At 63.0% G+C, this 21073-nt stretch carries 22 protein-coding genes; 8 read left to right on the top strand and 14 right to left on the bottom strand.

Features of this window, described 5'->3' with window-relative positions:
* Positions 1–46: 46 nt before the first annotated feature.
* Together ACSSVH_RS21090 and ACSSVH_RS21085 are read left to right on the top strand one after the other, a co-directional pair.
* Positions 47–706 (top strand): FadR/GntR family transcriptional regulator, encoded by a 660-nt coding sequence (locus tag ACSSVH_RS21090; protein ID WP_432754585.1) that lies wholly within the window; start codon positions 47–49, stop codon positions 704–706.
* On the top strand, positions 696–1976 hold the full coding sequence (locus tag ACSSVH_RS21085) for a CynX/NimT family MFS transporter (protein WP_172312059.1): 1281 nt from the start codon (positions 696–698) through the stop codon (positions 1974–1976). The genes ACSSVH_RS21090 and ACSSVH_RS21085 overlap by 11 nt, the downstream gene beginning before the upstream one ends.
* Here ACSSVH_RS21085 and ACSSVH_RS21080 read toward each other — a convergent pair.
* The 8 genes from ACSSVH_RS21080 to ACSSVH_RS21045 all read right to left on the bottom strand — a co-directional run bounded on the left by ACSSVH_RS21080 (position 1973) and on the right by ACSSVH_RS21045 (position 9780).
* Positions 1973–2620 carry a DUF1120 domain-containing protein gene (locus ACSSVH_RS21080; RefSeq protein ID WP_492633684.1) on the bottom strand — a complete coding sequence of 216 codons (648 nt, stop codon included), beginning with the start codon at positions 2618–2620 and terminating at the stop codon, positions 1973–1975. The two genes, ACSSVH_RS21085 and ACSSVH_RS21080, sit on opposite strands and share 4 nt — an antisense overlap.
* A 17-nt stretch (positions 2621–2637) precedes the next feature.
* Positions 2638–3780, bottom strand: coding sequence for a DUF1120 domain-containing protein (locus tag ACSSVH_RS21075; RefSeq protein WP_170041791.1), 1143 nt, complete (start codon positions 3778–3780; stop codon positions 2638–2640).
* 11 nt (positions 3781–3791) lie between these two features.
* The gene (locus ACSSVH_RS21070; RefSeq protein ID WP_492633683.1) at positions 3792–6215 is read right to left on the bottom strand and encodes a fimbria/pilus outer membrane usher protein; all 2424 of its coding nucleotides are present in this window, start codon (positions 6213–6215) and stop codon (positions 3792–3794) included.
* A gap of 193 nt (positions 6216–6408) precedes the next feature.
* The gene (locus ACSSVH_RS21065; protein WP_169954522.1) at positions 6409–7110 is read right to left on the bottom strand and encodes a fimbria/pilus chaperone family protein; all 702 of its coding nucleotides are present in this window, start codon (positions 7108–7110) and stop codon (positions 6409–6411) included.
* Positions 7111–7143: 33 nt separating this feature from the next.
* Positions 7144–7770, bottom strand: coding sequence for a DUF1120 domain-containing protein (locus ACSSVH_RS21060; RefSeq protein ID WP_170041794.1), 627 nt, complete (start codon positions 7768–7770; stop codon positions 7144–7146).
* A gap of 90 nt (positions 7771–7860) precedes the next feature.
* Positions 7861–8481 carry a DUF1120 domain-containing protein gene (locus tag ACSSVH_RS21055; RefSeq protein ID WP_492633682.1) on the bottom strand — a complete coding sequence of 207 codons (621 nt, stop codon included), beginning with the start codon at positions 8479–8481 and terminating at the stop codon, positions 7861–7863.
* 25 nt (positions 8482–8506) lie between these two features.
* Positions 8507–9127 (bottom strand): DUF1120 domain-containing protein, encoded by a 621-nt coding sequence (locus ACSSVH_RS21050; protein ID WP_169954519.1) that lies wholly within the window; start codon positions 9125–9127, stop codon positions 8507–8509.
* Positions 9128–9159: 32 nt separating this feature from the next.
* A complete protein-coding gene (locus ACSSVH_RS21045) occupies positions 9160–9780 on the bottom strand; it encodes a DUF1120 domain-containing protein (protein WP_169954518.1) in 621 nt (206 codons plus the stop codon).
* Between the two features lie 397 nt (positions 9781–10177).
* Between ACSSVH_RS21045 and ACSSVH_RS21040 the strand changes: the two genes are divergently transcribed.
* From ACSSVH_RS21040 to ACSSVH_RS21020, 5 genes are all read left to right on the top strand, one after another.
* Entirely contained in the window at positions 10178–10987 is an 810-nt protein-coding gene (locus tag ACSSVH_RS21040) for a response regulator (protein WP_172312053.1), read from the top strand.
* 194 nt (positions 10988–11181) lie between these two features.
* Positions 11182–11817: a response regulator gene (locus tag ACSSVH_RS21035; protein WP_169954516.1), complete on the top strand. Its 636-nt coding sequence runs from the start codon at positions 11182–11184 to the stop codon at positions 11815–11817.
* Between the two features lie 96 nt (positions 11818–11913).
* A complete protein-coding gene (locus ACSSVH_RS21030) occupies positions 11914–12384 on the top strand; it encodes a nuclear transport factor 2 family protein (protein ID WP_492633681.1) in 471 nt (156 codons plus the stop codon).
* A 36-nt stretch (positions 12385–12420) separates the two neighbouring features.
* On the top strand, positions 12421–12705 hold the full coding sequence (locus ACSSVH_RS21025) for a GIY-YIG nuclease family protein (RefSeq protein WP_346266476.1): 285 nt from the start codon (positions 12421–12423) through the stop codon (positions 12703–12705).
* Between the two features lie 81 nt (positions 12706–12786).
* Positions 12787–13716, top strand: coding sequence for a glutathione S-transferase family protein (locus ACSSVH_RS21020; RefSeq protein WP_492633680.1), 930 nt, complete (start codon positions 12787–12789; stop codon positions 13714–13716).
* Positions 13717–13892: 176 nt separating this feature from the next.
* Here the strand turns inward: ACSSVH_RS21020 and ACSSVH_RS21015 are convergent, their stop codons facing one another.
* Together ACSSVH_RS21015 and yejK are read right to left on the bottom strand one after the other, a co-directional pair.
* Positions 13893–14246 (bottom strand): glutaredoxin family protein, encoded by a 354-nt coding sequence (locus ACSSVH_RS21015; protein ID WP_169954512.1) that lies wholly within the window; start codon positions 14244–14246, stop codon positions 13893–13895.
* A complete protein-coding gene (gene yejK, locus ACSSVH_RS21010) occupies positions 14246–15250 on the bottom strand; it encodes a nucleoid-associated protein YejK (RefSeq protein ID WP_169954511.1) in 1005 nt (334 codons plus the stop codon). Before yejK ends, ACSSVH_RS21015 begins: the two co-directional genes overlap by 1 nt.
* Positions 15251–15646: 396 nt before the next feature.
* Between yejK and ACSSVH_RS21005 the strand changes: the two genes are divergently transcribed.
* Positions 15647–15928, top strand: a complete 282-nt coding sequence (locus ACSSVH_RS21005) for an HU family DNA-binding protein (RefSeq protein WP_169954510.1) — start codon at positions 15647–15649, stop codon at positions 15926–15928.
* A 67-nt stretch (positions 15929–15995) separates the two neighbouring features.
* On the opposite strand, the gene rlmF is transcribed toward ACSSVH_RS21005, so the two are convergent.
* From rlmF to ACSSVH_RS20985, 4 genes are all read right to left on the bottom strand, one after another.
* Positions 15996–17012 (bottom strand): 23S rRNA (adenine(1618)-N(6))-methyltransferase RlmF, encoded by a 1017-nt coding sequence (gene rlmF, locus ACSSVH_RS21000; protein WP_169954509.1) that lies wholly within the window; start codon positions 17010–17012, stop codon positions 15996–15998.
* Between the two features lie 216 nt (positions 17013–17228).
* Positions 17229–20075, bottom strand: coding sequence for a valine--tRNA ligase (locus ACSSVH_RS20995; RefSeq protein WP_169954508.1), 2847 nt, complete (start codon positions 20073–20075; stop codon positions 17229–17231).
* A 142-nt stretch (positions 20076–20217) separates the two neighbouring features.
* On the bottom strand, positions 20218–20610 hold the full coding sequence (locus tag ACSSVH_RS20990; RefSeq protein ID WP_170041798.1) for a DNA polymerase III subunit chi: 393 nt from the start codon (positions 20608–20610) through the stop codon (positions 20218–20220).
* Between the two features lie 7 nt (positions 20611–20617).
* The gene (locus ACSSVH_RS20985; protein WP_169954506.1) at positions 20618–21046 is read right to left on the bottom strand and encodes a DNA polymerase III subunit chi; all 429 of its coding nucleotides are present in this window, start codon (positions 21044–21046) and stop codon (positions 20618–20620) included.
* Between the last annotated feature and the right edge of the window lie 27 nt (positions 21047–21073).

Raw genomic sequence — 21073 nt, 5'->3', positions numbered from 1 at the left:
GGCTGTACGAAAATTCATCCTATGATTGGACGAAAGCACCAGGCCCATGCCAAACATCGCCCCGCTTATCAAACGCTCCCTGGTCGATCTGGCCCTCGATCAACTGCGCCAGCGCATCACCCAGGGCAAGTGGGCCATTGGTGAACGCCTGCCCACCGAGCCGGAGCTGTCTGCCGAGCTGGGCATCAGCCGCAACACCGTGCGCGAGGCGATGCGCGTGCTGGCGTTTTCCGGGTTGATCGAGATCCGCCAAGGGGACGGCAGCTACCTACGCTCGATGACCGACCCGTTGGGGGTGATGAATGCCATGTCTCATTGCACCCTGGTCCAGGCCCAGGAGACGCGGCAGATTCTCGAAGTCGAGGCCATTGGCCTGGCGGCCTTGCGCCGTACGCCGGAGGATTTGCTACAGCTGCGCCAGGCGCTGCAGGCCAGTGGCGAGCACTACCACGGCGACCTGGAGCACTACATCCAGTGCGACCTGGTGTTCCACAAGCGCCTGGTGGATGCGGCCCACAACCCGGCCCTGAGTGAGCTGTACCAGTACTTTTCGAGCATTGTCGGCGCCCAGTTGCGCCAAACCCTGAATATCAAGCCGCGCCGCCAGGCGGTATTCGACCTGCATGTCGAACTGCTCGAGGCCGTGGAACAGCAGGACCCGGAGCGTGCCAAGGCGCTGTCCCGGCAGTTGATCAATGAACCTTGAACCCGAGAACGCCATGCCCCGTGCAGATAACGCCCTTGAAGAATTGCTGATCGACGCCGAAGCCGATGATGCGGTGGTCCAGCACAGCCCGGTGCAGGTGCATCGCCCGTGGCTGTTGTTGCTGGGCCTGATCCTGGTGGCGTTGAACCTGCGTCCGGCGCTGTCGAGCATGGCGCCGTTGCTCAGCGAAGTGTCCAGCAGCCTGGGGCTGTCGGCGGCCCAGGCCGGGCTGCTGACTACCTTGCCGGTGCTGTGCCTGGGCCTGTTTGCGCCCATGGCGCCGATCCTGGCCCGCCGTTTTGGCGCCGAACGGGTGGTGCTGGGGATTTTATTGACCCTGGCCGCCGGGATCATTCTGCGCAGCTCGTTCGGTGAGGTCGGGCTGTTCGCCGGCAGCCTGCTGGCCGGGGCCAGTATCGGCATCATCGGGGTGTTGTTGCCGGGTATCGTCAAGCGTGACTTTGCCAGGCAGGCCGGGGCCATGACCGGTGTCTACACCATGGCCCTGTGCCTGGGCGCGGCGTTGGCGGCCGGTGCCAGCGTGCCGTTGAGCCACTATTTCGCCGACAGCTGGAACATCGGCCTGGGCTTCTGGATGCTGCCGGCACTGGTGGCGGCGCTGTTCTGGTTGCCGCAAGTGGGGCACAGGCACGGTGCGCACCAGGTGGCTTATCGGGTCAAGGGGCTGTTGCGTGATCCGCTGGCCTGGCAGGTGACCTTGTATATGGGCCTACAATCCTCCCTGGCCTACATCGTGTTCGGCTGGTTGCCGTCGATCCTCATCGGCCGTGGCCTGAGTGCCACCGAAGCCGGGTTGGCCCTGTCCGGCTCGATCATCGTGCAGTTGGCCAGTTCCCTGGCCGCCCCCTGGTTAGCCACCCGTGGCAAGGACCAGCGCCTGGCGATTGTGGTGGTCATGCTGCTGACCCTCGGCGGTTTGTTCGGGTGCCTGTACGCACCGCTGGACGGTTTGTGGGGCTGGGCGATCCTGCTGGGCCTGGGCCAGGGTGGCACGTTCAGCCTGGCGCTGACCCTGATCGTGCTGCGCTCGCGCGACTCCCACGTGGCCGCCAACCTGTCGAGCATGGCCCAGGGCATCGGCTACACCCTGGCTTCCCTCGGCCCGTTCGCGGTCGGCCTGGTACACGACTGGACCGGCGGCTGGACTGCCATCGGCTGGATTTTCGCGCTGATCGGCCTTGGCGCAATCGCCGCCGGGCTCGGCGCCGGGCGTGCGCTGTATGTGCAGGTCAGCAGCGAAAAACTCTAGAGGTACAGCACTTCCAGAGTCGCCGAGCCGTCGAGCGGGGTGTCGCGGCTCAGGTCCAGGTTCTGCCGGGCATTGATCACCGCTTCGACCTTGACCGTGCTGACCAGCTCATGGATCGCCGACGGCCCGGCGGTGCTGCCCTGAATGTCGGTGAACCCCAAGTAGCTGTTGGCGCCGATATCGATGGGGTTGAGGTTGGCCGTGCGCCAGGCCAGGCCGCCTGTGGTGGACTCGGTGCCAAAGACCGTTGCGGTGCTGTCCACCAGGGTGTGGCGCGGGTCGAAACTCATGGAGTAGAGGCCGATGCGATTGCCGCTGTGGTCCAGCCCCAGCCCGTAGTAAATCTCGCTGTTGACCGTGGCCGTGCCATCGCGATTGTCGCGCATGCGCAAGGCAAAGCGACTCGGGGCGTTGCAGCCGATACTGACTTGCAGTTGCTTGATTGGCAGGCGCGTGCCGCGTTCGAGGTTCAGGTCCTGCTGGGAAATCTTGCCGTAGTCGATCAGCCCGCCACTGGACAGCAGTGGGGTGCAGGCGGTGGGCGTGATCCGGCCCGTGACGCTCAGGTCGACGGTCGAGGCTGCTGTCGCAGGGAGGGCGGCCCACAGCAGCAGGGAAGAAACAGCCAGGCTCAAGTTGTTCATAAGACAGGTTCCAGAGGTCAGAGGTAGATGATTTCGAGGGTGCCGGAGCCGTTGATATGCACCACGTTGCGCAGGTCCAGGGACTGGATCGGAGCCAGGTAGGCCTTGACGCGTACCGTGCCGGCCAGGTGCTGGATGGCAATCGGGCCCTGGGTGTTGCCGACGCTGTTGGTGAAGCCCATCAGGCTGTTGGCGGCGATTGGGATTTGCCGGGCACTGGAGCTGCTCCACGCCCGGCCATTGCTGGTGGAGTCGGTGCGATACAGCGTGCCGAAACTATCGGCGCTGAAGTCTGCGGGGTCGATGTTCAGGTAGTAGCGTCCGATCTTGTTCCGGCTGGCGTCCAGGTCCAGGCCGTAGGCGGTTTCATCGGTGCCGCCGGTAGCCGAGCCGAAGCGGTTGTCATGCATCAGCAAGGCAAAGCGTGCGGGCGCATCGCAGCTCACGGAAAACTGCAAGGTGCGGGTGGGTAGTGGGTTTTCTTGGGTGGCGCTCAGGTCCTTGGCCAGCAACGTGCCGTAGTCCACCAGGCCGCCATTGGACAGCAATGGGGTGCAGGCGGCAGGGGCGAAGTGGGCGTGCAGGGTCAGTTCCCGGTAGCGCCCACTCTGGCGTGCGTCGAATGTCCCGGACACTTCCCAGGTGGTTGCCTCACGCACGTGGGTGGCGGCCACATCGGCCCAGGCGCTGAGGCTCAGTTGCAGGGAAAACTGCCGGCCCTGGACCACGCTGGCACCTTGTACCGGTGCGACGCCATGGCCTGGCCGCCAGCTCAATGCGCTAGCGACGCTGGCCGGTGGCTGGCCGGCGCCAGGCAACAACCCCAGCTCCACGGCCTGGCCATCCAGCACGCCATCGCTGACATGCAGGGCATAGGTGCCGTGCTCGGTAAATTGCAGGCGGTGTGCATTTGCAGCCAGGGCGCTATAGAACACGCTCATGTCCGACGGTTGCGGGCAATTGAGGTTCAGGCTCAAGCGGCGTTCGCCGAGCAGACGCTGGGGGGCACTGTCGTTTTGTGCAAGACGGCTCATCTGGCCGAAGTCCAGCAGCGACTCGCTGATATTCAACTGGCACTCGTCATTGGCCAGGGCGTTGCCGGCGAGGCCGACGCTCAGCACTGCAGCGGTCAGTCGCCGCAGGGCGCGCAGAAGGGGCATGGTGATCTTCCTCATAAGGGGTTGCAGCGCGCGGGCGCGGTTTCGAAATACACCTGGGGATCGCCCTTGGCCGGCAGTTCGAACTGCAGCCGGCAACGCGCCAGACCTGGCGCGCTGACCCACAATCCCGATGGCTCCAGCACGTTGGGCAGAAACACCTGGCCGCTGTCCTGGACCAGGGTCACGAACTCGCCGCTGGCGGTACTGACCGAGGCCCCGCGGGGCAACAGCACGCCCTGTTCGGTGCGTGCGGTGAGCAACACCCGGCGGGTCAACGTCACTGCGAAGTCCACCCGATCCACCGCCCCGCGCCCGGCCGAGATCATCGTCAGGCCATTGTTGATATCGGCATTGCGCGGCAGCGAGCGGGTCTGCACTTCCACCGGGCTGCGGCCATAGGCGCTCACCTGGGGGACGACGGCCTGGCCTTGCCAGTCGGTCCATACCGGGCCGCTGGGGGTGCTCAGCTTGATCCCGCCCATGTCGCCCACCGCGACCACGGCAAAGGTGTCGCGCACCGGATAAGGGGAAAACGTCACGCCACCGTCGTGCACCACCACGCCGCCGCGGGCGCTGCCCTGGTAGCTTGAACGCTCGGCGTCGGAGCGGCTGTAACTGAAGTCCAGCTGGCTGTAGCGGGGCAGGGCGGAGACGCCGAGGGTGGTTTCCACTTGTTGGTCACGGGTGTCGTGTTCGGCGCTGACGCGATAACTCAGTTGATCGTCGATCTGTTCGTTCAGTCCCAGCCCCGTGCGATGTTCGCCGCCCGAATTGCGGACCCAGCCCCGCACCCGACGGTTCTCACCCAACGGCAGGCTGACATTCAGGTACACCGCGTTGTCCTGCTGCTGGTGGCCGCCCATCTGCCACTCGGCACTGGCCGACAACGACACGCTACCGACGCTGGTGCCCCAGGACGCCAGGCCGCGGCTGCTGCTGTCGCCATCAAAGCTGCTGGAGCGCGACACCCCGGCACTGAATGCCCCCAGCCACGGGTGGGACCAGCCCACCGTGGCGCTCTGTTGATCGCGATAACGGGAGCGGCGCTGCTGGGTGGATTGCGGTTCATAGGTGGCTTCTTCCAGTTCCCGGTAGCCCGGTGTGCGCCAGGAGTTGGCCACGCTGAACGCCCATTGTTCATTCAGGCGCTGGGACCATGACAGGTCGGTCTGCACCCCCCGGACTTTGTCCGGGGCCTGGGTGTCGGCCACTTGGGTGGCCAATTGCACCTGGCTGTCGAGCCACGGCAGCCACCCCAGGCTCAGCCCCGCCGCCCGGTATTCGCTGGACGCCAGCACGCCACTGCCCAGGGACAGCTGCGGATGTACAGCGCCGGTCCAGCCCGCGCTGACCACCCACGGATCGTCGCCCTGGGCATCGCCGATATTGCGCACGCGGCCTGCCGCCACCGAATACCCCGGCGCGGGCAACCCAAGGCCGAGCATGGCGGCGGGGACCGTAAAGCGGCGTTCGCCACCGCTGCTTTCCTTGACCGTGACTTCGACGTCCGAGCGTGAGTTCAGGCGGCGCACATCGGTCAGGGAAAACGGCCCGGCTGGCACCACTGTGGAGTGAATCAACGCGCCGTTCTGCCGCACCTCGACCTGGGCCGGACTGTTGGCGATGCCTTCGATGGTTGCGCCCTGGCCTTGCTCCTGCAGGGCCTGTTCGGTGAGCACTTGCACCCCGGTGATCTGCGCGCCGGCCAGTACCGGGTTGTAGAGGTTGATCTGCCCCGTCTGCAGCACTGCCTGATGGTTGGCAAAGGTGCGTTGGGCGTAGGCTTCCAGGTGGGTGCTGCGCGACAGGCCATCCTGCCAGGTCTGCACCTGGCGGCTGCGCACGATCCAGTCACCGGCGTTGAAACCCACTTCGGTGTTGGCCGAGCCGAACCGGCTGTCGTCGTCACCGAAGCGGTTGTAGAACCCGGTGAGATCGTAATTGAGCAGGCCGGCAAACCCCCCGGTCCGATAGCCCGAGACGTCCTGTTGCAACGGCCGCAGCGCCTCGGTCGGCACCACCAGCGATACGCTGAGGTTGGCCGGCTCGGGTTCTACCAGGCTTTGCGGATACTGCGCGAGCACATCGTGACAGGGGCCGCTGTCATCGGGCACCACCAGGTTGGCGGCGTCCAGCAAGGCCTGGTCAAAGCACAGGCGGCCCTGTGCATCGAAGCGCACTTCCAGGCGCCCGCGGTGCTGGCCATTGACCCGCAAGGTCACGGCGTGCTGGCCTGCGGTAAAACGCGGGGCGTCCAGTAGCAGGCTGGCCAACTGCGGGTCGATACCGCGCTGGTGCAGGGTGGTGGCGTCGAAGCCCGGCTGCTCCTGGGCCCAGCCCGTGGCGGGCAATAGGACTCCCGCCAGCAGCAGGGTGGGGAAGGTGAACCGTGTGGGCACGGCGTTGCCGGCACGGCAGCTCAATACTGTTTTCACGAAAGGCACTCGAGTGATGGGCGTCTGTGCGCCCTGGCGACGGTCTTCGAGCAGGCCCACTGTGGGCGCCGGCTGACCAGCGAAAGCCGTCGACGATTGCGCGGGGGGTCTGGTGCCTCGCGTTGCTCTCGTTTTTTTCGCCGGCAAGCCGGCGCCTACAGGGGGGCAGGACGCCTGGCTCTTGGTTTTTTCGTCAGGTGATAGGGGCTTCGTAGGCGGCCACGGCAAAGCCATAGACGGTGGCCGGTTGCAGCCGCACTTTGCTGGCAGGGCCGCCGGTGGCCGGCACACTCAGGGTTTCCCCTGGCAACACGTAGGTGCGTGGCAGCATGGCCTTGCCATCGCCGGGCAGCAGGCGCAGTTCCTGGGCCAGGCGCACTACATACGGGCTGTCGTTGCGCACCTGCAGGGTGTTGCCGTGCTGCGACCAGGTGAGTCCGGTCCAGGGCGTGCGATTGGGCGCCAGGCCTTTTGGATGAATGATCACCGGCAGGTTCTGGCGGACCGTCACCCCCACACGGGCATGCCCCGCTTCGGTGGCCGGGCGGCCCTGGGGCATACCTTCGAAGATCGCCCGCTTCAGCCGTTGGGTCAGCAGCGGTTGCGGGCTTTGCAGGATAAACCGCACCAGTTGCGATTTGCCCGCCTCCACCCGCGACAGCGGCGGCGTGACCACCAGCAGCGGTTCGCTGTCTTCGGGAATGTCTTGCAAGGTGACGTGCAGCAGGGCCAGTTGGCTGTCGGTGTTGGTGACCGAAACAGCGGCCTCACCTTCGGCTTCGTAGACGATGACCACGGAGGTATCCGGGACCATGCCGTCGGCCTGCGCAGGGGCGCCAAACAGCAGTGTCAGGGCCACGATGCAGGCCCTGGTGTTGAACAATGTCGTCGTCATGACGGGGTTTTCCATGGGGGCTGCGTGAAGAGGTCAGAGGTAGCGCAAGTCCAGCACGATGGAGCCATCGAGCGGCACTTCCTGATTGAGGGTCAGGTACTGGGCGAAGTTGATGGACGTGTCGATGCGCAACTGGGCGCTCAACTGGCCGATAAAGTCGGGTTGGCGGTCACCGGGCGGGGCAAAGCCGACATAGGATTTGGGGTAGGCATTGGGTTCCGGCGACCAGGTTTCACCGTTGTCGCTGGAGGCCAGGGTTTGCATGGGTTGCGCGTCACCCACCGGGTTGCGGTAAGACAGCGCCACCGATCCCAGGCGCTCGGCCGGGACGTGAATGTTGCGGCCCAGGCCGTAGAAAAAACCGGGCGCCAGTGAGGACTCGGCGCGGTTGTCCAGCCCCACCAGGGCAAACAGCATCGGCCTGTTGCACTGCACGTTGAGCTCCAGCAATTGGCTGGGCAGCACGGTGAACTCGTTGGAGATCAATGTATGGGCAGGAATCTTCCCGTGATCGACCGTGCCGTCGTCAGACAGCGTGACGTGGCAGGCATCCGGTGTCAGGCGGCCGGTCACTACAAGGTCGACAAAGGAAGCGGCTAAGGTCGCCGCAGTGGTCGTCAACAAAAGCAATACTGTCAGGAGGCGAGGGAGCGTGTTCATCAGTGGGCGCCACGGGTCGGGGTGAATGCGGGCGATACAAAAACAACGCCCATGCCGCAGAGGGGTTGCCAGGCATGGGCGCCCATGGCGTTACAGGTATTTCACTTCAAGGGTTGCCGAGCCGTCGAGGGTGACCTCGTTGCTCAGGTCCAGGCCGTCGGTACGGGCGATGCTGGTGACGACCAGCAGCTCGGTGACCATTTCCTTGACGGAGGCGGGCTGGGTGGCGTCGTCCAGGGCGGCGACTGCCATGTACAAGCCCGCGTCCCAGAACTTCTCGCTGTACCAGGTGTTGCCGCCGTCCCCGGAAGCAATCGGTTGCATCGCCACGCCATCGGCCACGGGATTGCGCAAGGTCAGTTGATACCAGCCCAGCTTCTGGGTGCCGTTGATCAGGCCCAGGCCGTAGTCGGAGGCCACGGTGGAGGATCCGGCACGGTTATCGATGGAGTGCAGGGCAAACTGAATCGGCGCATCGCACAGCACAGCCAGGGTGATGACGTGGCTGCCGATATGCGTCGGGTTGTCGGGGCGCAAGTCCTTGGCGGAAATCTTGCCGTGGTCGATCACCCCGCCGCCGGACAGGTTGGGGGTGCAGGCGCTAGGCACAATCAAGCCCTTGACGGTGAGGTCGACGGTCGATGCGGCGTAGGTGCTGGCGCAACCGAGCAGCATCAGGCTGGTGGCGAGGGCGGTAAACAGGGGCTTCATGGGGACGAATTCCTTTCGATTAGGTTTATAGATAGGTGACTTGGACCGTGGCGTGCCCATCGACGGGGACTTCGTCGGTCAGGGTCAGGCCATCGGCGGGGGCGATGTGGGTGTACAGGCGGATCTGTGCGTCGAAGTCCCGTACCGCAATCGGCACCAGTTGGTTGCCCAGGGCGACGGCCGTCAGCATGTTGTGGGTGAGCAGGCTGGTGGGTAGCCAGGTCACGCCGCCGTCCACGGAAGTGATGGTGCGCACCGCCACACCATCGGCCACGGGGGCATACAGATGGAACGCGGCACCGCCGAGTTTTTCCCCTTCTGCCGTCATGCCCAGGCCATGCCAGCTGGCGTGGTTGGCCGAGGAACCGGCGCGGTTGTCGACCGTGGTCAGGGTGAAGAACGTCGGCGCCTCGCAGCGCACGCTCAACTGCATGGATTGGCTGGGCAGTGCGGTGTACTGCTCGGCCTGGAGATCCCTGGCGGCCATTTTTCCGTAGTCGACCATGCCACCGCCGGAGATCAGCGGCGCACAGGCGCTGGGGGTAATGGTGCCTTTGACGGCGAGGTCGGTGCTGCTGGCGGCCAGGGCCAGTGGCGAGGCGGCAAGCCACAACACGGCCAATGGAATAGCGGTGGAAAAATGCATGATTGGAACCTTCCGTGTGGACGGGGTTTTAGTTACAGGTACAGCACTTCCAGGGTCGCGGAGCCGTCGATGGGCGTCTCTTGACTGAAGTCGAACTGGTCGGCACGGGCGATGCTGGCGCCGACTTCCAGGTCCATCACCAGGCTCTTGACCGGCAGCAGGGTGGTGGCGTCGTCCAGGGCGCCGGCGCCCCATAGGGTCTGCAGTTCCCAGTTGCGCTCGTTGTACCAGGTGCGGCCACCGTCACCGGAGGCGATAGGTTGCACACTCACGCCGTCGGCGAGCATGTTCAGCGGGGTCAGGTAAAACCGGCCCAACCGCTTGTCGCCATTGACCAGGCCCAGGCCGAAGTCGCTGCCGCTGGTGGAGGTGCCACTGCGGTTGTCGATGGGGTTGAGGGCGAAGGGAATGGTTGCGTCGCAATCGATGGTCAATTGCAGCGTCACCCGGGGCAATGAGGTGGGATTGTTCTGGAGCAGGTCCTTGGCGGCGATTTTTCCGTGGTCCACCACGCCCCCGGCGGAAAGCGCGGGAGTACAGGCATTCGGGGTGATCAGGCCTTTGACGGCCAGGTCCACGCTGCTGGCGGCGAAGGCGGAGGTAGCGCTGGCGAGCAACAGGGCGGTGCCCACCAGGTTTAGCGACTTGTTCATTTCAGGTTGTTCCAGTGCAAGTTCGGCGATTGATGCGTGCAGCCGGCAGTGCCTGTCCCTTGGAGGGGGCGGGTTGCAAGGCGGCTTGGCGTATCTGTTTCGGGGTGGCCGCAGTGCAGCCTGCCCGTTCCCTCTGATTGGGGTGGAGCGCAATTTAGCGACGGAGGGGAGCGGGGGAAATACAACTATTACGACAATCACCGGGAGGCGGAAATCAGTTTTGTTTGTGTCGGAATAGGTTGCTGGATATGTAGGAAAGTTGGGTTTTTCGTAGTTGTTGCATCGTCATGCCGCCATCCATAAGGCTATTTTCAGGCGGCGATAGCAGTCATTAGGGTTTGGCTGTTGCGTCAGCGCCCTCGTGCGCTGCAGGACGGATCGTCACAATGAGGTGAACATGGAGACTGACGTATCGTTGAGCGCAGTGCTTTCCCGTGAATTGACACCCTCGAGCGCCCCCCCACTGCATTGGCAGCACCTGACCGTATTGGTGGTGGAAGACCACTCCACCTACCGCGCGCTGATGGGCTGGTTCCTGAAAAAACTGGGGCTGGGCCATCACTTGGTTGGCGACGGGCAACACGGCCTGGCTGCCCTGGCCGAACGTCCGTTCGATCTGGTGATCAGCGATTGCCAGATGCCACTGATGGACGGCTACACCATGAGCCGGGCGATCCGCCTGCGCGAACACGCCAACGCACAGCGGCGTGTACCGATCATTGCCTTGACCGGCAACCTGGTCCACGACGATCCCCAACGCTGTCGTGATGCCGGCATGGACGCCTGGTTGCTCAAGCCGCTGAGCCTCGAGCAACTGCATGGCGTGCTGGCGCTATGGCTACCCGGCCCGGCGACCATCGCCCCGAGTGCCATCGCGCCGGTGCCCTGGCCGACCCGTGCCGGCCTGATCGAGACCTTTGGCGATGCCCGCGTAGTGGACCAGATGCTCACCAGCCTGCTGTGCGAAGCCCGGGAAGACAGCGCCGCCCTGGCTCACGCACGCCAAGCCCTGGATGCGCCGTTGACCGCCGAGCGCCTGCACCGCCTGGTGGGCAGCCTGGCGTTCCTCGGCGTCGCCGAACTGGAGCTGCGCGGGATGAGCCTGATCGAGCGCATCCACACCCAGGGCATAGTGCTGAGCAAACAGCAGTTGGACGCCTTTCAGGAGGACTTGCGGGCGTACCTTCGTTACTTGGGGGCGTTGTGATCAGGGGGGCTTGTAGGTCATTGCCAATCTGTACTGCGGGTTATGTATGTAGGTAATTTCTGTTTACTTTGTAGGCTTTAAAAAAATCACTACAAAACACTGATCGCCACGCAAAAGCCTGGGGTATGGACGGTTGTTGAGGGCCGCCGGCGAGGGTATTTTGCGGGCTCAGTTGCCATCATCCGTGGGGATTTATGCTTCGCGTAATTATTGCTGACGATCATCCCATTGTGCGTATCGGGCAGAGAGTGGTGATCGAGGCGAACGGTCGGTGCAAAGTGGTGGGGGAGGCTGACGGGCCCGATGAGCTGCTGCGGTTACTGCAAACCACTGCGTGCGATGTGCTGGTGACCGACTTCGCCATGCCCGGCGGGCAGCAGGCCGATGGCTACGGCTTGCTCAGCCTGTTGCACCGCCAGTATCCACAGTTGCCGGTGATTCTGGTGACCATGTTTGCCAACGTCGCCACCCTACGGGCTTCTTTTGCCCATGGCGCCCAGGCCATTGTCGCCAAGAGTGCTTCGGCCAAGGAGTTGCCCCAGGCGATCAAGACGGTGAGCGCCGGCCAGACCTTTGTCAGTGAATGCCTGCGGGTGCAACTGGTGGAGGCGGGCACCGGCGATCAGTCGCAACAACCGCAATTGTCCGGCAAGGAACGGGAAGTGGTGCGCATGCTCGCCAGCGGCATGACGGTCAGCCAGATCGCTGCTCGGGTCAATCGCAGTATTTCCACCATCAGCAAACAGAAAAGCACGGCCATGAACCGCCTGTGTATTTCCACCGACGTGGATCTGTTCGCCTATGCCCGTAGCTGCGGCATGGTGCCTTAGGGGTTTACCCCTGGCATTCCCGGGATTGATGCCGATGGCGTTGCAGGCCATTGCACACTATCGTGACTGACTTCCCACCTTTGCCGGATGCAACCCATGAGCGACGCCCACAACGCCCTGATCAGCGAGTTCTACAGCGCCTTCCAGCGCCTGGATGCCGAGGCCATGAGTGCCTGCTACACCGAGGATGTGCGGTTCAGCGACCCGGCGTTCGGTGAACTGCGCGGGCGCGATGCCGGCGACATGTGGCGCATGCTCACCACTCGGGCCAAGGACTTTTCCCTGACCTTCGACCAGGTGCGCAGCGACGACACCCTCGGCAGCGCCCACTGGGTGGCGACGTATCTGTTCAGCCAGACCGGCAACACCGTGGTCAACGATATCCAGGCCCGTTTTGTGTTTCGCGACGGCAAGATCTGCGAGCACCACGACTACTTCGACCTGTGGCGTTGGTCGCGCCAGGCCCTGGGTGCGAAGGGCCTGCTGCTGGGCTGGACGCCGCTGGTGCGCAACGCGGTGCGCGCCCAGGCGTTGAAAGGGTTGAAGGCGTTCCAGGCCAGTCGTTGATAAGATTGGCGCTCTTTTCGTTTGCCAGAACCTTTTGTGAACAATCCACCTGAACCCATCGCGCCCAAGCCCTGGTTTGTCTACCTGGTGCGGGCGGCCAATGGCTCGCTCTATTGCGGGATCAGCAACGATCCGCTGCGCCGCTTTGCGATGCATCAGAGCGGCAAGGGCGCGCGGTTTTTCCTGTCCAGCCCGGCGGTCGCGCTGGTGTATACCGAGGCCTGCGCGAGCAAGGGCGAGGCGCTGCGCCAGGAACGCCTGATAAAAAAGCTCAAGAAAAGCGCCAAGGAGTGTCTGGCCCGGGCTTATCAATCTGACTGATCAGTTCCCATCAGGCCAATGGCTAGGCCGCAGGGTTTTTGCACGATAATCTGGCCGCTCCTTCATCTGGCGGAGTCCGGCATGTCTGAGTTGATCCTGCACCACTACCCCCAATCCCCTTTTGCGGAAAAAGCCCGCCTGCTCCTGGGCTACAAAGGGCTGTCCTGGCATTCGGTGACCATTCCCCCGGTGATGCCCAAGCCCGACCTGACGGCCCTGACCGGCGGCTACCGTAAAACCCCGGTGCTGCAAGTGGGTGCAGATATTTACTGCGACACCGCGCTGATCGCACGCCGCCTGGAACAGGAAAAGGCCACGCCGCCGCTGTTTCCCGAGGGCCAGGAACTGGTCAGCCAGAGCTTTGCCGCCTGGGCCGATTCTGTGGTGTTTTCCCATGCCGTGGCCTTGGTGTTCCAGCCCGAATCCCTGGCCGTGAAATTTGCCAAGGTGCCGCCGCAGTTGCTGCAGGTGCTGGTGGCTGACCGCAGCAAGATGTTCGGCGACGGCAGCGCCAGCCGCGTGCAACTGGACGTGGCGCGGCACCAGTGGCCGGCAATCATTGCGCGCCTTGAGCAGCAATTGCAGCGCCAGTCGGGGGATTTCCTGTTTGGCGAGCCATCGATTGCCGACTTTGCCATGGCCCATCCGTTGTGGTTCCTCAAAGGCTCGTCGGTGACCTCGCCGCTGGTGGATAACTATCCGGCTGCCAGCGCCTGGCTGGCGCGGGTCCTGGGCTTTGGGCATGGCACTGCCAGCGAGATGAGTGCCAAGCAGGCCCTGGAAATCGCCCGCGATAGCGCGCCTGCAGCGTTGCCGGATGAAGTGTTTGCAGAGCCCAACGGGTTCAGGGTCGGCCAGCAAGTGACCATCGCCGCGACCGACTACGGCGTCGACCCGGTGGCGGGGGAGTTGATGTTTGCCGGCCGTGAAGAACTGATCCTGCGTCGCGAGGATGAGCGCGGCGGCACTGTGCATGTGCACTTTCCGCGCCTGGGCTTCTTAATCCGTTAATCAAACCGCTGTAGGCGCGGGTTTGCTCTAATGCGCAGATCGCCTGTGGGAGCGGGCTTGCCCGCGATAGCGGTGGGTCAGTTAATGCAACTCTGACTGACACACCGCCATCGCGGGCAAGCCCGCTCCCACATTTGATCTGCGCTTAACTGATCGGTATTAGGGCTTGCTCGCGCCTACAGGTTCAGGGCGGACAGGATGGCATCCGGGTTGTAGTCGCGAATCTGCGTGCCATTCACGTCCACAAATGGAATCCCGCCGCCGCCCAGGGCCTCATAGGCCTTGCGGCCCTGGGTATCCTTTTCGATATCCACGCTCTTGTAGGGAATGCCTTTCTGATCGAGGAACCGCTGGGTCTGCTTGCAGTACCCGCACCACTCGGTGGTGTACAGCGTCACCCGGGCGGTGGCCCGCACCTGCTCCGGCACCACCTGCGAGGGGTTGAACAACCGCTCGATCTTGCCCCAGTTCTGGATCGCCACCACCACCAGCAGCACCAGCAGGACTTTCTTCAGGACCCCGCCGAGCATCAGTTACGGCGCTTGAGCTGGTCGGTCAGTTGGGTCGGCAAGCCCTTGATGATCAGGGTGCCGGCGGCTTCGTCATACTCGATCTTGTCGCCCAGCAGGTGTGCTTCAAAGCTGATGGACAAGCCTTCTGCGCGCCCGGTGAAGCGGCGGAACTGGTTGAGGGTGCGCTTATCGGCGGGGATTTCCGGTGACAGGCCGTAGTCCTTGTTGCGGATATGGTCGTAGAACGCCTTTGGCCGATCTTCATCGATCAAGCCCGACAGTTCTTCCAGGCCCATCGGCTCGCCGAGCTTGGCCTGGCTGCTGGCGTAGTCCACCAGGGTCTTGGTTTTCTCGCGGGCGGACTCGTCCGGCAGGTCTTCGCTCTCGACGAAGTCGCTGAAGGCCTTGAGCAGGGTGCGGGTCTCGCCCGGGCCGTCGACGCCTTCCTGGCAGCCGATAAAGTCGCGGAAGTACTCCGAGACCTTCTTGCCGTTCTTACCCTTGATAAACGAGATGTACTGCTTGGACTGCTTGTTGTTCTGCCATTCGGACACGTTGATCCGTGCCGCCAGGTGCAACTGGCCCAGGTCCAGGTGGCGCGAGGGCGTCACGTCCAGCTCGTCGGTCACCGCCACGCCTTCGCTGTGGTGCAGCAGGGCGATGGCCAGGTAGTCGGTCATGCCCTGTTGATAGTGGGCAAACAGCACGTGGCCGCCGACAGAGAGGTTGGATTCCTCCATCAGCTTCTGCAGGTGTTCCACGGCAATCCGGCTGAAGGCGGTGAAATCCTTGGCGCCGTCGAAATATTCCTTCAACCAGCCGCTGAACGGGTGCGCGCCGGACTCGGCATGGAACAAACCCCAGGCCTTGCCTTGCTTGGCGTTATAGCTCTCGTTGAGGTCGGCGAGCATGTTCTCGATGGCGGCGGACTCGGCCAGTTCGGAGTCACGGGCGTGGAGAACTGCGGGCGTGCCGTCGGGTTTTTTGTCGATCAGGTGGACGATGCAGTGACGGATCGGCATGGGCTTCTCGGCTGGTTGGGCGGGAGCGGTTGGCCTCCCGGAAAAAGTCGCCAGTGTACCGCACCCGTTGGTCGCGGCGTCGTTTGCAGCGGTTTTGGCAGGCCTCTGACGGCCCATATGCCTTTTTTTCACGGTTTAGAGCGATAAAGCTGACCAAATGGGTAGGTAGAAGCGGATATTTCCCCGTCTCTGTGCTAGTTTTGCCCCGTCTTACGCGATGTATCGGCGTTAAGCGTGCATTCAGCATTTGTCAGGTCGAACCAAACCCCGTTTCAAGCATCTATAACCCCGATCTCTCGCGGTTATGGCCAGGGGTGCCAGGCCTTGACGGTCGGGCTCGATGGCTGACACTGCACTCTGCAATCCAAATGAATTTGATAGGGAAGGAACACCACAATGGCTTTGACTAAAGACCAACTGATCGCTGATATCGCCGAATCCACTGACACCACCAAGGTTCAAGTACGTGCAGTACTGGAGCAACTGGCTCAGATCGTTGGTGACCAGCTGGACAACGGCGGCGAAATCACTCTGCCAGGTGTTGGCAAGCTGAAAGTGGCCGAGCGTCCAGCCCGTACCGGCCGTAACCCTTCGACTGGCGCTGCCATCGAAATCGCTGCGAAGAAAGTGATCAAGCTGGTTGTGGCCAAAGGCCTGACCGACTCGATCAACAAGTAAGACGCAGCAAAAAAAACCGTGCATCGGAGCGATCCGGGCACGGTTTTTTGTTGCCTGCGATTTGCCTCTAGCGCACCCAGCGCTGGCGCCAGATTTGCTGCTCGTTCTTGGTCTGGAAGGTCCATGCCACAAAACGGCTCTGTTTCTGGCCCTGGGACATCTCCACCACCTGGCTTTCCAGGACCCCGGCCTTTTTCAGCGCGGTCTCGATGGCAGGCAGGTTGGACGCTTTTGACACCAGAGTGCTGAACCACAGCACCTTATGCGCAAAATGCGCGCTTTCGGCGATCAATTGCGTGACAAACCGCGCCTCACCGCCCTCGCACCACAGCTCTGCCGATTGGCCGCCGAAGTTCAATACCGGCAATTTGCGCTTGGGGTCGGCCTTGCCCAGGGCACGCCACTTGCGCTCGCTGCCTTTGGTCGCTTCATCCATGGAGGCATGGAAGGGCGGATTGCACATGGTCAGGTCAAAACGCTCACCCGGCTCCAGCAGCCCCAGCAGAATATGCTTGGGATTGGTTTGCTGGCGCAGTTGGATGACCTTGCTCAGGTCATTGGACTGCACAATGGCCTTGGCGGCGGCCACGGCGGTAGGGTCGATCTCGGAGCCGAGGAAGTTCCAGCGGTAGTCCATGTAGCCGATCAGCGGATAGACGCAGTTGGCGCCCATGCCGATGTCCAGCACCTTGACGATCGAGCCACGGGGAATCTTGCCGTCGTTGACGCTGGCCAGCAGGTCGGCGAGGAAGTGCACGTAATCGGCACGGCCCGGCACCGGTGGGCACAGGTAGTCAGCCGGGATATCCCAGTGCTGCACGCCATAGAACGCCTTGAGCAGCGCCCGGTTGAACACCCGCACCGCGTCCGGGCTGGCGAAGTCGATGCTTTCCTTGCCGTAGGGGTTGAGGATCACATACTGGGCCAGTTCTGGCGTGGTCTTGATCAGCGCGGGGAAGTCGTAACGGCCCTGGTGGCGGTTGCGCGGGTGCAGGGTCGCTTCCTTGCGCGGCGCGACGGGCTTGGCCGTGGCGGCGGTTTTCGGCTTCTTGCGGGGCGGTTTGGGTGTGCTGGGGGCGGTCATGATGATTCTGGTGTTGGCTCAAAGTGGCGGCCATTGTCACACATCCTGAGCCCAACCCGTTCAACTGTAGGAGCCGGCTTGCCGGCGATGCGGGTGACTCGGTGCATCGGGCAGACCGAGGTGATGCTATCGCTGGCAAGCCGGCTCCTACATTGATTGGGTTTGCAGGGCCAAAAAAAAGAGACCCGAAGGTCTCTTTTTTACGCAGGCCGGCCCTTACAGGCTGGAAATCCGCGCATGTTGCTCCGCCAGCTTGCCCAACGCCTGTTCGGCCTCGGCCAGCTTGGCGCGTTCCTTGTCGATGACTTCGGCCGGGGCCTTGTCCACGAACGCCGCATTGGACAGCTTGCCACCGACGCGCTGCACTTCGCCCTGCAAACGCAGGATTTCCTTGTCCAGGCGTGCCAGTTCGGCGCCTTTGTCGATCAGGCCGGCCATCGGCACCAGCACTTCCATCTCGCCAACCAGTGCGGTGGCAGACAGCGGTGCTTCGGCGCCATCAGCCAATACGGTGATCGACTCCAGCTTCGCCAGCTTCTTGAGCAAGGCGTCGTTCTCGGTGAGACGGCGCAGGTCTTCGGCACTGGCGTTCTTCACGAACACCGCCAAAGGCTTGCCCGGGCCGATGTTCATCTCGGCGCGGATGTTGCGCGTGCCGAGCATCAGGGCCTTGAGCCATTCGATATCGCTTTCGGCGGCCTCGTCGATGCGGGCTTCATTGGCCACCGGCCAAGGTTGCAGCATGATGGTCTTGCCTTCGATACCGGCCAGCGGCGCCAGGCGCTGCCAGATTTCCTCGGTGATGAACGGCATGAACGGATGCGCCAGGCGCAACGCCACTTCCAGCACGCGCACCAGGGTGCGACGGGTGCCGCGCTGGCGCTCGATCGGTGCGTTCTCGTCCCACAGCACCGGCTTGGACAGTTCCAGGTACCAGTCGCAATACTGGTTCCAGATGAACTCGTACAGCGCTTGTGCGGCCAGGTCGAAACGGAACTGGTCGAGTTGGCGGGTCACTTCGGCTTCGGTGCGCTGCAACTGCGAGATGATCCAGCGATCAGCCAGGGACAGCTCAAAGGCTTCGCCGTTCTGGCCGCAGTCTTCGCCCTTGTCCAGCACGTAGCGCGCCGCGTTCCAGATCTTGTTGCAGAAGTTGCGATAGCCTTCGACGCGGCCCATGTCGAACTTGATGTCGCGACCGGTGGACGCCAGCGAGCAGAAGGTGAAGCGCAGGGCATCGGTGCCGTAGCTGGCAATGCCGTCGGCGAACTCGTCGCGGGTCTGCTTCTCGATCTTTTTCGCCAGTTTCGGCTGCATCAGGCCCGAGGTGCGTTTTTGCACCAGGGTTTCCAGGTCGATGCCGTCGATGATGTCCAGCGGGTCCAGCACGTTGCCCTTGGACTTGGACATCTTCTGGCCCTGGCCATCACGCACCAGGCCGTGCACGTACACGGTCTTGAACGGTACCTGCGGGGTGCCGTCCTCGTTCTTCACCAAATGCATGGTGAGCATGATCATCCGGGCAACCCAGAAGAAAATGATGTCGAAACCGGTGACCAGCACGTCGGTGGAGTGGAATTTCTTCAGGAACTCGGTCTGCTGCGGCCAGCCCAGGGTCGAGAAGGTCCACAGGCCCGAACTGAACCAGGTGTCCAGTACGTCGTTGTCCTGTTGCAGCGCCACGTCCGCACCGAGGTTGTGCTTGGCGCGCACTTCGGCTTCATCGCGGCCGACGTAGACCTTGCCCGACTCGTCGTACCAGGCCGGAATGCGGTGGCCCCACCACAACTGACGGCTGATGCACCAATCCTGGATATCGCGCATCCACGAGAAGTACATGTTTTCGTACTGTTTGGGCACGAACTGGATACGGCCATCTTCCACGGCAGCAATCGCAGGTTCTGCCAACGGCTTGGTGGAGACGTACCACTGGTCGGTCAGCCACGGCTCGATCACGGTGCCGGAGCGGTCGCCTTTCGGTACTTTCAGGGCGTGGTCATCCACGCTGACCAACAGGCCGGCGGCATCGAACGCAGCAACGATCTGCTTGCGTGCTTCAAAGCGGTCGAGGCCGGCGTATTCGGCCGGGATCTTGCCGTCGATGCTGTCGTTCAGCGTGCCGTCGAGGTTGAACACCTGGCAGGCCGGCAGAACGGCGGCGTTCTTGTCGAAGATGTTCAGCAGCGGCAGGTTATGGCGCTTGCCGACTTCGTAGTCGTTGAAATCGTGGGCCGGGGTGATTTTCACGCAGCCGGTGCCGAATTCAGGGTCGCAGTAATCATCGGCGATGATCGGGATGCGGCGGCCGACCAATGGCAGCTCGACAAATTTGCCGATCAGGGCCTGGTAGCGTTCGTCTTGCGGGTTAACGGCCACGGCGGCGTCGCCGAGCATGGTTTCCGGACGGGTGGTGGCGACGATCAGGTAGTCGTTGCCTTCGGCGGTCTTGGCGCCATCGGCCAGCGGGTACTTGAGGTTCCACAGGAAACCTTTCTCGTCGTGGTTTTCCACTTCAAGGTCGGAAATCGCCGTGTGCAGCTTGGTATCCCAGTTCACCAGGCGCTTGCCGCGGTAGATCAGGCCATCTTCGTGCAGGCGCACGAAAGCTTCCTTGACCGCTTCCGACAGGCCGTCGTCCATGGTGAAGCGCTCGCGGCTCCAGTCTACGGACGAGCCGAGGCGACGGATCTGACGGCTGATATTACCGCCGGACTGGTCCTTCCATTCCCAGATTTTTTCCAGGAATTTCTCGCGGCCCAGGTCGTGACGGCTCTGGCCGGTGGCTTCCAGTTGGCGTTCCACCAGCATCTGGGTGGCGATGCCGGCATGGTCGGTGCCCGGCTGCCACAGGGTGTTGCGACCCTGCATGCGGCGGAAACGGATCAGGGCGTCCATGATCGCGTTGTTGAAACCGTGACCCATGTGCAGGCTACCGGTGACGTTCGGCGGCGGGATCATGATGGTGTAGGACTCGCCCGCACCTTGCGGAGCGAAATAGTTCTCGGACTCCCAGGTCTGGTACCAGGAAGTTTCAATAGCGTGCGGCTGGTAGGTCTTATCCATGCGCGGCGGGACCCTAGTTGGCATTTATTCAGGAAAGCCGACAAGTATAACGAGGGATAGGGGAGAGGGCGAGACGAAGAGAAGGGCTAAGACTGGCGCGGGTCAAATGTGGGAGCGGGCTTGCCCGCTCCTACAGGGGATCTCAGGACTGGTACTGGCTGAGCAACCGCTCCATGCGCGCATCCATCCGGCGCTTGATCTCGGTTTCGATGTGCGGGGCAAAGTCGTCGATCACGTCCTGCATGATCAATTGCGCAGCGGCGCGCAGTTCGTTGTCCAGGTGCAGCAGCAAGGCGTCGGGGGCTTTTTCGGCGGCAGGTTGCGCGGGCGCCGCTTGTACGACGGGCGGCTCGACAGGCTCGGCTACGCCAGGCTTGGCGCCGACCTGGTCGAACAGCAGGGGGATCTGTACCTCTTCTGCGACAGTATCGGTCAGCAGCGGTGGTTGCAGGTTGTCATCACCCAGCAACTGGCGGATCGACTCAAGGTCGTCCAGCAGGTGGTCAGACGGTTTTAGCGGGTTTGAAGTGTCCATCATGTGCTCAGAGTCGCTGTAATCGGTGATCTTGCAGAGAATAGCCCTGTTCGCGGTAGAAACGGAAACTCTCCCGCGCGGCCTGACGAATAGCCGGATCTTCCACCACCACTTCCGCCACGCGGGCGAAACCCTTGGCGAACGCCGGCACTTTCAGGTCCAGGTTGACCAACAGGTCATGGTGATCACCACAACTGTCGCCCACACCCAGTACCACCAGGCTCTCAGGCTCCGATTCTGCGGGGCCGTGGGGCACGAAGCTCTCGCCCTTGAAGCGCCACAGGCGGGCATCGAGGTCGTCACGCTGGGCGCTGTCGCTGCAATGCAGGTAGATGCGATGGCCCATGCGCCAGGCTTTTTCCGTGAGCTTGCAGGCAAAGTCCAGGCGCGCCGACGGATCGGCGCTGGGCAATATATAGAAGTCGACTTGGGTCATTACATGTCCTGCAGCGGCCTGCATGCT

The sequence above is a fragment of the Pseudomonas sp. HC1(2025) genome (assembly GCF_058742075.1).
Note: the sequence above shows the minus strand (reverse complement) of the source record. Positions and strands in the feature narration are given on the sequence as shown.